This is a genomic window from Mycobacterium sp. 29Ha (assembly GCF_032883055.1).
Classification (GTDB): domain Bacteria; phylum Actinomycetota; class Actinomycetes; order Mycobacteriales; family Mycobacteriaceae; genus Mycobacterium; species Mycobacterium gallinarum.
On record NZ_JAMQTI010000015.1, the window covers coordinates 22,619 to 37,904 of the forward strand.

Sequence of the window (15,286 nt, forward strand, 5' to 3'; positions counted from 1 at the left end):
CTAGCATGCCGGAGGTGACGGTCCAGTCTCTGACGCCAGCTCAGCGCCGCGGGTCGGCGTTGCGGTCGACGGTGGTGCTCAAGGCGGCGATGGCGGTCTCGGGCCTGGTCATGGTGCTGTTTTTGCTGGTGCATATGTACGGCAACCTCAAGGCGTTCTCAGGGCGGGCAGCGTTCGACGACTACGCGCACCATCTCCGTACGGTCGGTGAGCCGTTCCTGCCATACGCCGGCGCACTTTGGATCGTGCGGGTGGTGCTAGTAGTCAGCGTGGTGATCCACATAGGTGCGGCGCTGATCCTGTGGAGACGTGCTCGCTCGGCGACGGCGGGGCGCGGCGGTTGGCGCTATGAGAGCACCCGGGCGCGCGGCGGTGTCCAACGCAGCTACGCATCATTCACGATGCGTTGGGGCGGGGTGACGGTGGCAGCGTTCATTGTCTATCACCTGCTGCACCTGAGCACGGACATCATTCACCCGGGCGGGGCCTCGTCGAGCCCGTACGTGCGGCTGGTGAACGGATTTCAGATTTGGTGGGTGGTCGCGAGCTACACCGTCGCGCTGATCGCGGTGGGATTCCATCTGCGGCATGGGTTTTGGAGTGCGTTCGCGACGTTGGGCGCGAACACCAGCGTCCGGCGGCGTCGCCGCCTCAACGTTGCCGCAGTCGTGGTCGCGGTGGTGATCACGGCCGGCTTCCTGATTGTCCCGTACTCGGTGCTGTTCGGATGGGTCGGCCGGTGAACAACTCGCAGACCGAGGTGTCCGCCGGCTACTACACGGTGGGGGATCCGATCGTCGACGAGAAGGCGCCGCCGGGCCCGATCGAGGAACGCTGGGACACCCGCAAGTTCGAGGCCCGGCTGATCAGTCCGGCGAATCGGCGCGAGCTCTCGGTGATCATCGTCGGCACCGGCCTGGCCGGGGCGTCGGCCGCGGCGACGCTGGGCGAGGCGGGCTACCAGGTCACCAGCTTTTGTTATCAGGACAGTCCGCGCCGCGCGCACAGCATCGCCGCGCAGGGCGGGATCAACGCGGCGAAGAACTACCGCAACGACGGTGACAGCGTTTACCGGCTGTTCTACGACACCATCAAGGGCGGCGACTTCCGTTCACGCGAATCCAATGTCTACCGTCTCGCCCAGGTCAGCGGCTCGATTATTGACCAATGTGTCGCCCAGGGGGTGCCGTTCGCCCGCGAGTACGGCGGGCTGCTCGACACCCGCTCGTTCGGCGGTGTGCAGGTCTCTCGCACCTTTTACGCCCGCGGGCAGACCGGCCAGCAGCTGCTGCTCGGCGCGTACCAGGCGCTTGAACGCCAGGTCAGGATGGGCACCGTGGACGTGCATTCTCGTCACGAAATGCTCGACCTGATCGTCGCGGACGGCAGGGCTCGAGGGGTGATCGTGCGCGACATGACGACCGGCGAGATCCAAACGCACGTCGCCGATGCCGTCGTGCTCGCCTCCGGCGGTTACGGCAATGCGTACTTCCTATCCACCAACGCGATGGGGTGCAACGTCACCGCGACCTGGCGCGCGCACCGCAGGGGGGCGCTGTTCGCCAACCCGTGCTTCACCCAGATCCACCCGACCTGCATCCCGGTCAGCGGCGAGCACCAGTCCAAGCTGACGCTGATGAGCGAGTCGCTGCGCAACGACGGGCGGATCTGGGTACCCGCCAACAGCGGCGACGACCGCCACCCCGGCGAGATTCCCGAGTCCGACCGCGACTATTACCTCGAGCGCCGATATCCGGCGTTCGGCAACCTGGTCCCGCGCGATGTCGCTTCCCGCGCAGCCAAAAAGGTGTGTGACGACGGGCGCGGTGTCGGTCCCGGCGGGCTCGGTGTTTACCTCGACTTCGCCGACGCCTTGGCGCGGCTGGGCCGCCCGGTGATCGAGGACCGCTACGGCAACCTCTTCGAGATGTACCGGCAGATCACCGGCGAGGATCCGTTCCGCAGGCCGATGCGAATCTACCCCGCGGTGCACTACACGATGGGCGGACTGTGGGTCGACTACGACCTGCAGAGCACCATTGCGGGCCTGTTCGTGATCGGTGAGGCCAACTACTCCGATCACGGTGCCAACCGGCTGGGCGCCAGCGCGCTGATGCAGGGTCTGGCCGACGGCTACTTCGTGTTGCCCGCCACCCTCACCGACTATCTGGCAGCGGCGCCGTTCGAGCCGATCGACGCCTCGCACCCGGCCGCGCGCGAGGCCGCCGACACGGTCCGCGGGCGGATCGAGGCCCTGCTGTCCATTGGCGGCGACCGGACGGTTCACTCCTTCCACAAGGAACTTGGCACCATCCTGTGGGACCACTGCGGGATGGAACGCACACAGGCGGGCCTGACCGAGGCCATCGAGCGGGTGCGAGAGCTCAAGGCGCAGTTCTGGCGCAGCGTCGCGGTCACCGGTGAGAATGCGGAGCTGAACCAGACCCTGGAGCGGGCGGGCCGAGTAGCGGATTTCTTCGAACTGGCGGAGCTGATGTGCATCGACGCCCTGCACCGCGAAGAGTCGTGCGGGTGTCACTTCCGGGTCGAAAGCCAAACCGCCGACGGTGAGGCGCTGCGCGACGACGACCGGTTCGCGTATGTCGCCGCCTGGGAGTTCACCGGCGCGGACCACCCTCCGGTGCTGCACCGGGAAGACCTCGAATATCGCAGCGTCAAGATGAAACAGCGGAGCTACAAATGAATCTCACCCTGCGGATTTGGCGCCAGAAGGCCCCGGGTGAGGCGGGTGCGATGGTTGGCTATGGGGTGCGGGGCATCTCGCCGGACATGTCGTTTCTCGAGGTGCTCGACGTCCTCAACGAACGGCTCACCCGGGCAGGAGAGGATCCGGTCGCGTTCGACAGCGACTGCCGCGAAGGCATCTGTGGGGCGTGCGGGTTGGTCATCAACGGCGTTGCGCATGGGCCACAAGGCGTGATTACAACCTGCGAATTGTATATGCGCAGTTTCGCCGACGGCGACGTGATCGACGTCGAACCCTGGCGCGCTGCACCGTTCCCGGTCATCAAGGACCTCATCGTCGATCGCAGCGGATTCGACCGGATCATCGCCGCGGGCGGGTATATCACCGCGCCAACGGGCGCTGCCCCCGATGCGCAGGCTGTGCCGGTGCCCAAGACGCGTGCCGAAGCGGCGTTCGACGCGGCGACCTGTATCGGTTGCGGCGCCTGCGTTGCGGCGTGCCCAAATGGCTCGGCAGCGCTGTTCCTGGGCGCGAAGATCACCCACCTCGGCGACCTACCCCAAGGCCAGGCCGAACGTCGGGCCCGCGCGCTCGCCATGATTGACCAACACGATGCTGAAGGGTTCGCCGGCTGCACTCAGATCGGCGAATGTACGGCGGTGTGCCCGAAGGGCATCCAACTCGACGTGATCTCCCGCTACCACCGCGATGTCCTCGGCGCACTGATCCACCGCGAAGACTGACCAGAGCCTGCGCAAGTGTGCGACGCCGACGCGCAGTCGCTTCACGCCGTGGTTGCGGTGAATCCGCGTGGGCAGCGCACTCGCCCATCTAAATCTAAAGGAGTCCGTCGGAATGCAGTGATCGGGCCGTGGCGGCACGGCTACTCGTCATTCGCGGGACTTAAGAAGCTGATCGTCGGGTAACCAATCTCATGAGCCAACACAGCTAGACTGGCTCGCAGACCACCACCGGAATCACGCGGTCGGTCCACGATTGGTATCTCGCCCATCGCGGGTTGTGTGCAATGAGTCGCGGCCAGAGCTGGTTCCGTTCCGCGTCTTCGGCGAGGCGGGCGCGCATGGTGTGGGTCTGCGCTCGGATTTGCACGTGAACCTCAGGATTCGCGCACAGGTTCAGAAACCACTTTGGGTGTGTGGGCAGACCGCCCTGTGATGCCACCAGGACCACATGGCCACCGTCGGCCATGAATATCAGTGGACTCGTTCGGGATAACCCGCTCTTGCGGCCAGTCGTGATCAACAGACACAGGGGCAGCTCCAGCTCGTGGCCGCCGACGCGCCCGTCGGTGGCGCGATAGATTGCCACGTTCGATTTCGACATCCATTTCAAGAGACGGGGAGCCAGAACCGAGATAAATAGCGGCGGCCTCTTGAGTGCCATTCTTTCGAGTATAAAGGGATTGCCGTAGCACGCCCGATGCGAAAAGATGCTCCTGAGCTTGCTGATCGATCAGGGGCTGCCTTGGGCTCTACGCGCTCATCGGTCACCTAGTGAGGTAGCTCGGCGGCTATGTCCCAGCCTGGCTGGCCCGAACCTTCCAGGCGGTTTTCGCTTCGATGTCACGATACTAATTCGCCGTTGGGTGCATGTTGATCGTTTCTGTTGTGTCGATTTCATTCACTCGATTCGGGGAAATCCACGGGTCGGTGTGCCAGGTTGGGACCTTGGTCCTGCGTGCGTGAAGGCCAACGCCCCTTTCGGATCGGCAGTGGGTGAGGTCATCCTCAGGGTGTGTTTGCTAAGCGAACCGGCGCAGATATGCGCGCGAATGATTGAGCGGAGACCGATGATTTCGACACCCGGGCGCGAAGGTCACGACACACCAACGCCGGAGACACGACAATGACAGTCGATCTAGGTGATTCTAGGTTGCCGTACAGTGTTGGGCGACAACCTTTTTGGCTGAACTGCTCATCTTCCGCTCACCACGTGGTTCTCTGGTGGATGTGAACACGGCGACACCGCCGGACACCGGCGCCAGCAGAAGTGTGAACCTGGTGCTGGCCACCTGGGTCTCGGCGATCAACTTCTGGGCCTGGAACATGATCGGCCCGCTGTCCACCACCTACGCCGGCGATCTGAACTTGAGCAGTACCGAGGCCTCGATGCTGGTCGCTACACCGATCCTGGTCGGATCTTTGGGGCGGATCGTCATCGGCTCGCTCACCGACCGGTTCGGGGGACGGACGATGTTCATCGCCGTGTCGCTGGCATCGATCGTGCCGGTTTTGGCCGTCGGTGCGGCCGGAGCAGCAGGGTCGTATCCGCTGTTGCTGGTATGCGGCTTCTTTCTGGGTATCGCCGGAACAATCTTTGCGGTCGGCATCCCCTTCGCGAACAGCTGGTTCGAGGCGTCGCGGCGCGGCTTTGCGACCGGGGTGTTCGGCATGGGCATGGTCGGTACCGCGCTGTCCGCGTTCTTCACACCGCGGTTCGTGCGCTGGTTCGGCCTATTCACCACGCATGTGATCGTCGCGGTTGCCCTCGCGGTAACTGCCGCTGCCTGCGTGGTCGTGATGCGAAACTCACCAGCCTTCGCCCCGAATACCCGACCCGTCGTTCCGAAGTTGATCGCGGCCGCCAAACTGCCGGTTACCTGGGAGATGTCGTTTCTCTACGCGGTCGTGTTCGGCGGCTTCGTCGCGTTCAGCAATTACCTGCCCACGTATATCAAAACGATCTACGGGTTCTCCGCGGTTGACGCGGGCGCGCGCACGGCCGGTTTCGCCTTGGCTGCCGTGTTGGCCCGGCCGATCGGCGGCGCCCTGGCGGACCGGATCGCTCCGAAGCATGTGGTGCTGGCGTCGTTGACGGGTGTCGCTGTGCTGGCGTTCGTCGCGGTCTTTCAGCCCCCACCCGATGTGTGGTCGGCGGCGACGTTCATCACCCTTGCGGTGTTCCTGGGCATAGGGACCGGCGGTGTGTTCGCCTGGGTCGCGCGCCGCTCACCTGCGCAGTCGGTGGGCTCGGTGACCGGAATCGTCGCTGCCGCAGGCGGATTGGGTGGTTACTTCCCGCCGTTGGTGATGGGCGCGACCTACGACCCGGTCGCTAACAACTACACGATCGGCCTGCTGCTACTGGTGGCAACCGCGCTGGTGGCGCTGGGTTACACGGCGTTGCGGCTGCACGCCCACGAACCGGCGACTCAACCCAAGGAGGCCGCGACGTGACGACATCACCGCGCAACGGCGGGCCGATCGAGGAACTGCTGGGGCGCAGCGGCCGGTTCTTCACCCCTGGCGAGTTCTCCGAGGACCTGCGTACCGTCACCCGCCGCGGTGGCCGACAAGGCGATGTCTTTTACCGCGACCGGTGGAGTCATGACAAGGTAGTGCGCTCCACGCACGGGGTGAACTGCACCGGGTCGTGTTCGTGGAAGATCTACGTCAAGGACGGCATCATCACCTGGGAGACCCAGGAAACCGACTACCCCTCGGTGGGCCCGGACCGGCCGGAGTACGAACCGCGCGGCTGCCCGCGCGGTGCGGCGTTCTCCTGGTACACGTACTCGCCGACCCGAGTCCGTTATCCGTATGCCCGTGGCGTGCTGGTGGAGATGTATCGGGAGGCCAAGGCCCGCCTGGAAGATCCGGTGTTGGCGTGGGCCGACATTCAAGCCGACGCCGGGCGGCGCCGCTGCTACCAGCAGGCCCGTGGCAAGGGTGGGCTGGTGCGGGTGACGTGGGCCGAGGCGACGGAGATGATCGCGGCCGCGCACGTGCACACCATCAAGACCTATGGGCCGGACCGTGTCGCGGGCTTCTCGCCGATCCCGGCGATGTCGATGGTCAGTCACGCCGCGGGGTCACGGTTCGTGGAACTGATCGGCGGGGCGATGACGTCGTTTTACGACTGGTACGCCGACCTGCCGGTCGCTTCGCCGCAGGTGTTCGGCGATCAGACCGACGTGCCGGAGTCCGGCGATTGGTGGGACGCGTCGTATCTGATGATGTGGGGCTCTAACGTCCCCGTTACCCGGACACCGGACGCGCACTGGATGGCCGAGGTGCGCTATCGGGGTACCAAGGTGGTCACCGTTAGCCCGGACTATGCCGATAACACTAAGTTCGCCGACGAGTGGATGCCGTGTGCTGCGGGCACCGACGGCGCGTTGGCGATGGCGATGGGTCATGTGATTCTGTCGGAATGCTTTGTTCGTCAGCGTGTCCCGTTCTTCGTCGACTATGTGCGTCGTTACACCGACTTACCGTTCCTGGTCAAGCTCGAGGAGCGTGACGGCGCCCTCGTGGCGGGCAAGAACCTGACGGCGGCGGATCTGGGACAGGACGTGGAGAACGCGGCGTTCAAGCCGGTGTTGCTCGACGGCGCAACCGACGAGGTCGCGGTGCCGCGCGGGTCGCTGGGATTCCGCTATGGCGACGAGGGTGTGGGCAAGTGGAATCTTGACCTGGGTGACGTGGTGCCGGCGCTGACCGTCACGCCGCCGCACGGCGAAGACGGCGAGACCGCGCAGATTCAGCTGCCGCGCTTCGACACTGTTGACGGGCATGGCGAGACCCTCGCTCGAGGGGTGCCCGTGCGGCGGGTGGGTGAGCATCTGGTGTGCACGGTGTTCGATCTGATGCTGGCCCAGTACGGCGTCTCGCGGCCCGGGCTGCCGGGTGATTGGCCCGCCGGCTATGACGATGCGAGTCAGCCCTACACGCCGGCGTGGCAGGAGCCGATCACCGGAGTGTCTGCGGCCCAGGCGATCCGGGTCGCCAAGGAGTTTGCGCGCAACGCCGAGGAATCGGGTGGTCGGTCGATGATTATCATGGGCGCCGGTATCTGTCAGTGGTTCCACGGCGACGCCACCTACCGCGCCGTGCTGGCCCTGCTGCTGTTGACCGGGTCGATGGGCCGCAACGGCGGCGGTTGGGCGCACTACGTCGGCCAGGAGAAATGCCGGCCCGTGACCGGATGGGCGACGATGGCGATGGCCAGCGACTGGTCGCGGCCGCCGCGCCAGATGGCGGGCACCTCGTACTGGTATGCCCACACCGGCCAGTGGCGCTACGACGGCTACCGTGCCGACGCGCTCGCAAGTCCGTTGGGCCGCGGCCGGTTTCGCGACAAGCACACCATGGACGTGTTGGCCACCGCGGTGGCGATGGGTTGGACGCCGTTCTATCCGCAGTTCGAGCGCTCCAGCCTCGACGTCGCCGACGAGGCACGTGCCGCCGGCAAGGAGATCCCGGCATACGTCGCGGAGCTACTCGCTTCGGGTGAGCTCAAGCTGGCTGTGACTGATCCCGACGATCCGGCTAACTGGCCGCGGGTGCTCGACGTGTGGCGGGCCAATCTGCTGGGCTCGTCGAGCAAGGGCAACGAGTACTTCCTGCGCCATCTGCTGGGTACCACCTCAAACGTGCAGGCGGAGCTGACTCCGGAGGCGCTGCGGCCCAACGATGTTGCATGGCGCGACGACATCCCGGAGGGAAAGCTCGACTTGCTGATGTCGATCGATTTCCGGATGACCTCCACGACCCTGCTCTCGGATGTGGTGTTGCCCGCCGCAACGTGGTACGAGAAGGCGGACCTGTCCAGTACCGATATGCACCCGTATGTGCATGCGTTCAGCCCCGCTATCGACCCGCCGTGGGAGACCCGGTCGGATTACGAGGCGTTCGGCGCCATTGCCCGCGCCTTCAGCACCCTGGCAGCGAAGCACTTGGGTACCCGCACCGACGTGGTAATTGGCACGCTTCAGCATGACACGCCTGGTGCGATGGCGTATCCCGGTGGCAGCGAGCATGATTGGCGCGTCACGGGTGAGGCGCCCGTGCCGGGCAAGACGATGGGCCCGGTGGCGGCGGTGGAACGCGACTACGCGGCGGTCGCCGACAAGTGGGCCACGCTCGGGCCGCTTGTCGACACACTAGGAGTCACCACTAAGGGCATCACCACCCACCCGAACCAGGAAGTCCACGAGCTAGCCGCCAAGTTCGGCGTGATGGATTCCGGTCCGGCCCAGGGCCGCGCGGCGATCACCTCGGCGGAGCGGATGGCCGACGTGATCCTGGCGCTGTCGGGCACGTCGAACGGGCGCTTGGCTGTCGAGGGCTTCCGGGAACTGGAGAAACGCACCGGCCGCAGGCTCGTCCACTTGGCCGAGGGCAGCGAGGAACGCCGTATCACCTACGCCGACACCCAGGCCCGGCCGGTTCCGGTGATCACCAGCCCGGAATGGTCGGGTAGCGAAACCGGTGGCCGCAGGTATGCGCCGTTCACCGTGAACATCGAGGAACTCAAGCCTTTCCACACGCTCACCGGCCGGATGCATTTCTACGTCGACCACGATTGGCTCGAAGAGCTCGGCGAGCAGATGCCCATTTACCGGCCGCCGTTGGACATGGCGCGGCTGTTCGGTGAACCGACGCTGGGGAGCGAGGGAATCGGGTTGACGGTACGGTATCTGACCCCGCACTCGAAATGGTCGATCCACTCCGAGTACCAGGACAACCTGTTGATGCTGTCACTGTCGCGGGGTGGCCCGACGATGTGGATGAGTCCGGCGGATGCCGCCAAGGTCGATGTGCGCGACAACGACTGGATCGAGGCGGTCAACCGCAACGGCGTGGTGGTATGCCGGGCGATCGTCTCGCACCGGATGCCCGAGGGCGTAGTGTTCGTCTATCACGCGCAGGAACGCACCATCGACGTGCCGCTGTCCGAGACGACCGGTAATCGCGGCGGTATCCACAATTCGCTGACCCGACTGCTGATCAAGCCCAGCCACCTGGCCGGCGGGTATGCGCAGAACACTTTCGCGTTCAACTATCTCGGCCCGACCGGCAATCAACGCGACGAGGTGACGATGGTCCGCCGTCGCAACCAGAAGGTGACGTACTGATGCACCGAGCGAAGCATGAGCGAGGCAGACGATGAAGGTCATGGCACAGATGGCGATGGTGATGAACCTCGACAAGTGCATCGGCTGCCACACCTGCTCGGTGACCTGCAAGCAGGCCTGGACCAACCGGGCCGGCACCGAGTACGTGTGGTTCAACAACGTCGAAACCCGTCCCGGCCAAGGCTATCCGCGCACCTACGAAGATCAGGAGCGCTGGCGCGGCGGCTGGATACGCGATCGAAAGGGGCGGCTGCGGCTGCGCGACGGCGGCCGGCTGCACAAGCTGCTGCGGATCTTCTCCAACCCGAAGCTGCCCAGCATCGACGACTACTACGAGCCGTGGACCTACGACTACGAGAACCTCATCAACGCGCCGCTCGGTGAACAGATGCCCGTCGCGCCGCCGCGCAGCCTGATCAGCGGCAAGCCGATGAAGGTGTCGTGGTCGGCGAACTGGGACGACAACCTGGCCGGCTCGCCCGAGATAGTGCCCGGCGACCCGATCCTGAAGAAAGTCAGCGAACAGGTCCGCCTCGAGCTCGAACAGACCTTCATGTTCTACCTGCCGCGGATCTGCGAGCACTGCCTGAACCCGTCGTGCGTGGCGTCGTGCCCGTCCGGGGCGATGTACAAGCGCACCGAGGACGGCATTGTGCTCGTCGATCAGGACCGCTGCCGCGGCTGGCGGATGTGCGTGTCCGGATGTCCCTACAAGAAGGTGTATTTCAACCACAAGACCGGCAAGGCCGAGAAGTGCACGCTGTGCTACCCGCGGCTCGAGGTCGGCCTGCCCACCGTGTGCTCCGAGACGTGCGTGGGCCGGCTGCGCTACCTGGGGCTGGTGCTCTACGACGTGGACCGGGTGCTGGAAGCCGCGTCAGTGGTAGACGAGAAGGATCTGTATGAGGCGCACCGGCAGATCCTGCTTGACCCGACCGATCCGGAGGTCATCGCCGGGGCGCGCGCGGAGGGCATCTCCGATGAGTGGATCGAGGCCGCGCAGCGCTCGCCCGTGCACGCGTTGATCAACACCTACAAGGTCGCGCTGCCGCTGCATCCGGAATTCCGGACCGTTCCGATGGTGTGGTACATCCCTCCGCTGTCGCCGGTGGTCGACGCCGTCAGCCGTGACGGTCACGACGGGGAGGAGCTCGGCAACCTGTTCGGAGCGCTGGAGGCGCTGCGCATTCCCATCCAGTATCTGGCCGAGTTGTTCACCGCCGGCGACACCACGGTGGTGGAGGGGGTGTTGCGTCGGCTGGCGGCGATGCGGTCCTACATGCGCGATATCAATCTGGGTCGCGAAACACAGCCGCATATTCCGCAGGCGGTCGGGATGACCGAAGAGCAGATGTATCAGATGTACCGGTTGTTAGCGCTGGCGAAATATGAAGAGCGCTATGTCATTCCGACTGCCTACGCTGTCGAGGCCCACGAGTTGGAGGAGCCGGGCTGCTCACTGTCGTTCGAGGGTGGGCCGGGCATGTACGAGTCCGGTCCGTTCGGGGAGGCCAGCGGTGGGCCTGTGCCGGTGGCGGTGGAGACGTTCCATGCGTTGCGGCAACGGCAGACCGATGAGGGGATGGCCGCCAACGCCGAGCACCCGTCGCGAGTGAACCTGCTCAACTGGGACGGCCGCGGTGTACCCGACGGCATATTCCCCGGCGGGCACGGCAACGGGGAGGCGCATCGCTGATGAAGCTGCTGAACCGCGCCCCGAAGCAGGCGCTGCAGGACCGATTGATATGGCAGTCGGCCTCACTGCTGCTGGCCTACCCCGACGATCGGTGCGCCGAGCGACTCGACACCGTGGAGCGCCTCCTGAATCAGGTCACCGGCGGGGCGGGCGAACTGCTAGCACTGACTGTGGTGACGCTGCGGGCATCCGATCCGCTGCGGGCGGCCGCCGACTACGTCGAAACGTTCGACCTGCAGCGCCGTACGACGATGTACCTGACGTACTGGACCGCCGGTGACACCCGCAACCGCGGCAGCGAAATGCTTGCGTTCGCACGGGCGTACCGCGACGCCGATGTCAAACCGCCACAACATGAGGCGCCGGATTTCCTGCCGGTGGTGCTGGAGTTCGCCGCCACCGTCGACCCCGACGCCGGGCGGCGATTACTCACCGAGCACCGGGTGCCGATCGACGTGCTGTGCACGGCATTGACGGACATGGATTCGCCGTACGCGCACACCGTCGCCGCGGTGTGCCAGACGCTGCCCGCGGCCACCGACCAGGATATGCAACGCGCGCAGCATCTCACGCAAGCCGGGCCGCCCGCCGAAGCCGTTGGACTGCAACCGTTCACATTGACCGTGCCGCCCCGGCGAGCCGAAGGAGACCGGTGAGATGCTGGGCGAAGCGTTCTGGAACACAGTGCCGTATGTGACGCTGGCCATCGTCGTGGTCGGCACCTGGTGGCGATACCGCTACGACAAGTTCGGGTGGACCACCCGCTCCTCGCAGCTCTACGAGTCACGACTGCTGCGGATTGGCAGCCCGATGTTTCACTTCGGCATCCTGGTGGTCATCGTCGGCCACGTCATCGGCCTGCTGATCCCGGAGTCCTGGACCGCCGCAATCGGGATGAGCGAGCACGCCTACCACGTGCAGGCCGTGACGCTCGGCACGATCGCCGGGATCACCACCCTGGCCGGCGCCGCGCTGCTGATCTACCGACGCCGCACCCGCGGACCGGTGTTCATGGCCACCACCGTCAACGACAAGATCATGTACGTCGTGTTGGTGCTGGCCATCGTCTTGGGCCTCTACGCCACGGCGCTGGGATCCGGTGTCGTGGGCGAGGCTTATAACTACCGCGAATCGGTGTCCGTGTGGTTTCGCTCCATCTGGGTGCTGCAGCCGCGCGGTGATCTGATGGCCGAGGCGCCGCTGTACTACCAGCTGCACGTGATGATCGCGTTGGTGTTATTCGCGCTGTGGCCATTCAGCCGACTGGTGCACGCGTTCAGTGCGCCGATCGGCTACCTATTCCGGCCCTACATCGTCTACCGCAGTCGTGAGGTGGCAGCGAAGGACGAGTTGGTGGGGTCGCACCCGCGGCGCCGAGGCTGGTGACGCCATCTGATCACATCGCTAACGAAATGCGGGACCGACGCGCACGCTGCCGGTGTGGGCGCCGTGCCCGGTCATGTGCTCATGGTCGGGTAGTCGGGCAATTCGAAGTCGTCGCGCACGCTTCGGGTGAGGAGCAGCCCGGCGAGCGGACGGAAGTCCATCGCCCTCATGGCCAGGTTGCGAAACCAGATGCCCAGCCTCGTCTGTGTCGCGAAGACAGGAAGGTACTTCTGGGCGGCGCCCTGTTTGGCTTCGACGAAACGGCGCAGTCGCGTCTCGTAGGCGTCGAAGGCCCGCCAGTAATCCCCACGGGCACAAACGAGTTCGCCCGCTAGCACATAGGCCTCTGTCATCGCCAGACCGGTGCCCTCGCCGGCCAGCAAGGAGACACAGGCGGCTGCGTCGCCGACGAGCGCGGTCCGGCCACGCGACCAGCGATCCAACCGAATCTGGCTGACGACATCGAAGTACAGATCATCGACGCCGTCCAGCGCTGTAAGGATGTGGGGGCATTCCCAGCCTGCAGCACCGTATTCGCGGCGCAGAATCTCCTTGCGCGCCTCAACGTTGCCGGGGTCGGCGGCGTGGCTAGAGCGGAACACGAACAGAAACAAGGTGCGATCGCCCCGCAGGGTAAACCGTCCGATAGATCGACCCGGCTCGCTGTAGGTCACGTAGACCAGGTCATCGCGGGGCCGATACGTCTCGACAACACAGGCGGCGACCCGGCAGCCCAAATAGTGTTCGACGTCTGACTCGGGCCCGAACGTCAGGCGACGCACGTTGGAGTGCAACCCGTCGGCACCGATGACGAGGTCAAAATCCCGGGACTTGGCTTGGGCGAAGCTGACTCTCACGCCGTCGGGGTGTTCGTTGATGGCGGTGATGGAATCACCGAAGATCGTTTCGACGTCGTCTTCTATGGTGGCGTAGATGGTGGCGGCCAGGTCCCCGCGCGGCAGGCTGGTGAAACCGGCGCCAGTTGCGCGCCGGAAAGCGTCGACGCCCACGCTGGCTCGCACTTGATTGTCGGGCCCGACCGAGCGGATCGACTGCACCTGGTAGCCGGCCTCGCGGATGGCCGCCTCGATCCCCATCAGTTGCGCGACGCGGTAGCCCACTCCCCAGAAGTCGATCACGTAGCCGCCGGTGCGAAAGTGCGGCGCTCGCTCGATCAATGTCGGCTCGTGGCCGCTTCGGTGCAGCCAGTGCGCGAGCGCCGGCCCCGCCACACCAGCTCCGCTGATCGCAATTTTCAAAGCCTCAGCTCCTCTGACCGATCAGATAGCGATGTTATCGATGACCACTAAAGCGTCCTCGATACCAACCCGCCGACTGGAATGCATGTGCGGGGAGCAACAAGTTCAGCCCACCAATAATGCGTCGAGTTCGCTTGCGTCGACGCCTCGCAGCCGGCGGTGCATCGCTTTGGCGATTCTGGCGGCCTGGATCGCCGCGCGTTCCGCGACAGGACCGTGGTACTTCTCGTCGATGGCGGCATTCCACAGTTGTAGCCAGCGCACAAAGTGGTTGGCGGACAATGGATGCCGATCGTGAAGCCGCCGATGAACCACCAGGGCGCTGCCGTGGTAGAGCCCCGCGCGGAACAGGACGGTCTCCCAGAAGTCGCACATCACCGCAAGATGCGACTCGAGCCCCTTCGCCCGTAACTCGATGAACGGTTCGGCGAGGACATCGTCGACGAACACCCGGCCGTAGAAGCGCCGCAACAACTCCTCCACGTCAGCACGGCTGGCCAGATCCGTCATAGGTCGCCCGATTTGCGCGCGACGATGGCCACGGCGGTCAATCGGTCGCGATGCTTGACGAAGGTGCGACGCATGCCAAGCACACGTCGGCGCGCATCGCGGTGGGTGAGCACATTCTTGGCGAACCGCAGCGCGCCGAGAAGGCCCTCGTCGGAAACCAGCCGTCGTGGTTGCAGCAGCGCCATGGGGGCGGTCTCGATGTGGTCCACGCGCAGGCCCTGGTCGGCCAGCAGCTGTTGCCACTCGGCGACGGTGAGCGGACGCGCGTTGACTTTGATCGACTTGGCTAGGGCCTGGCGGATGTCGGTCTTGACATCGTCGGGCAGCTCGTCGGGCGTCAGGGCGAGTTCGTGGATGGCGTATCGGCCCCCGCGCCGCAGTAGCCGCGTCGCCTCAGCGACGATGGCCGCCTTGGCTTTATCGTTCTGCATGGTCAGCATCGCCTCGCCGACCACAACATCTGCACTCCCGTCGGGTAGCCCGGTGTCGGCCGCGTCGGCGACGCGGGCGTGGCCGTATCCGGACACGATCGACCGGACCGCCGCGGCGGCGTTGGGATCCTGCTCGACTCCCACATAGGAACGCGGGCGGCGGTGAATGATTTCGGCTGCGGTGCGACCCAGTCCTGGTGCCAGTTCGACCACATCGCTGGCTGCTAGGTCGGCCAGCGCCAACAGTTTGTGGGTGAGTTCTGCCCCTCCTGGTCGAAGCACACGCTTGCCGAGGCGCGCCAGCAGCCAGTGGCCCTGCACCGCGGCGTCGTGGCGAGTGGCCAACGGCAGGGGCAGATCGGCGTCGGCCGTGTCGCGCTGAGACATTCATATCTCCCTCTATGCTTTTACAGGTGC

Annotated in this window: 11 protein-coding genes and 1 pseudogene; 8 read left to right on the top strand and 4 right to left on the bottom strand. The window is 65.3% G+C overall.

The genetic code is table 11. The features are described 5' to 3' along the window. Nucleotides 1-5: 5 nt before the first annotated feature. From M1248_RS19690 to M1248_RS19700, 3 genes are read left to right on the top strand one after another with little or no spacing between them, the layout of a single operon-like run. A complete protein-coding gene (locus M1248_RS19690; protein WP_317149477.1) occupies nt 6-743 on the top strand; it encodes a succinate dehydrogenase cytochrome b subunit in 738 nt (245 codons plus the stop codon). Further along, nucleotides 740-2,704: a fumarate reductase/succinate dehydrogenase flavoprotein subunit gene (locus M1248_RS19695; protein ID WP_317149478.1), complete on the top strand. Its 1,965-nt coding sequence runs from the start codon at nt 740-742 to the stop codon at nt 2,702-2,704. Before M1248_RS19690 ends, M1248_RS19695 begins: the two co-directional genes overlap by 4 nt. Further along, complete coding sequence (locus tag M1248_RS19700; RefSeq protein WP_317149479.1) at nt 2,701-3,450, top strand: succinate dehydrogenase/fumarate reductase iron-sulfur subunit; 750 nt, start codon at nt 2,701-2,703, stop codon at nt 3,448-3,450. Before M1248_RS19695 ends, M1248_RS19700 begins: the two co-directional genes overlap by 4 nt. 205 nt (nt 3,451-3,655) lie before the next feature. On the opposite strand, the gene M1248_RS19705 is transcribed toward M1248_RS19700, so the two are convergent. Further along, a complete protein-coding gene (locus M1248_RS19705) occupies nt 3,656-4,111 on the bottom strand; it encodes a nitroreductase family deazaflavin-dependent oxidoreductase (protein WP_317149480.1) in 456 nt (151 codons plus the stop codon). A 566-nt stretch (nt 4,112-4,677) separates the two neighbouring features. Between M1248_RS19705 and M1248_RS19710 the strand changes: the two genes are divergently transcribed. The 5 genes and pseudogenes from M1248_RS19710 to narI all read left to right on the top strand — a co-directional run. Beyond that, nucleotides 4,678-5,904, top strand: coding sequence for a nitrate/nitrite transporter (locus M1248_RS19710; RefSeq protein ID WP_317149560.1), 1,227 nt, complete (start codon nt 4,678-4,680; stop codon nt 5,902-5,904). Beyond that, nucleotides 5,901-9,587, top strand: a complete 3,687-nt coding sequence (locus M1248_RS19715) for a nitrate reductase subunit alpha (protein WP_317149481.1) — start codon at nt 5,901-5,903, stop codon at nt 9,585-9,587. The genes M1248_RS19710 and M1248_RS19715 overlap by 4 nt, the downstream gene beginning before the upstream one ends. Before the next feature lie 31 nt (nt 9,588-9,618). After that, nucleotides 9,619-11,283: a nitrate reductase subunit beta gene (gene narH, locus M1248_RS19720; protein ID WP_317149482.1), complete on the top strand. Its 1,665-nt coding sequence runs from the start codon at nt 9,619-9,621 to the stop codon at nt 11,281-11,283. Then, on the top strand, nt 11,283-11,939 hold the full coding sequence (gene narJ, locus M1248_RS19725) for a nitrate reductase molybdenum cofactor assembly chaperone (RefSeq protein ID WP_317149483.1): 657 nt from the start codon (nt 11,283-11,285) through the stop codon (nt 11,937-11,939). Before narH ends, narJ begins: the two co-directional genes overlap by 1 nt. Beyond that, nucleotides 11,932-12,669, top strand: a pseudogene (gene narI / locus M1248_RS19730) (respiratory nitrate reductase subunit gamma); the annotation flags it as partial. The gene narJ and the pseudogene narI, both read left to right, overlap by 8 nt. Before the next feature lie 71 nt (nt 12,670-12,740). On the opposite strand, the gene M1248_RS19735 reads toward narI, so the two are convergent. The 3 genes from M1248_RS19735 to M1248_RS19745 form a co-directional block, all read right to left on the bottom strand. After that, the gene (locus tag M1248_RS19735; protein ID WP_317149484.1) at nt 12,741-13,928 is read right to left on the bottom strand and encodes an FAD-binding domain; all 1,188 of its coding nucleotides are present in this window, start codon (nt 13,926-13,928) and stop codon (nt 12,741-12,743) included. 105 nt (nt 13,929-14,033) lie between these two features. Beyond that, nucleotides 14,034-14,438 carry a group III truncated hemoglobin gene (locus M1248_RS19740; protein WP_260755020.1) on the bottom strand — a complete coding sequence of 135 codons (405 nt, stop codon included), beginning with the start codon at nt 14,436-14,438 and terminating at the stop codon, nt 14,034-14,036. Continuing rightward, nucleotides 14,435-15,256 carry a class I SAM-dependent methyltransferase gene (locus M1248_RS19745; protein WP_260755019.1) on the bottom strand — a complete coding sequence of 274 codons (822 nt, stop codon included), beginning with the start codon at nt 15,254-15,256 and terminating at the stop codon, nt 14,435-14,437. The genes M1248_RS19740 and M1248_RS19745 overlap by 4 nt, the downstream gene beginning before the upstream one ends. Nucleotides 15,257-15,286 lie beyond the last annotated feature (30 nt).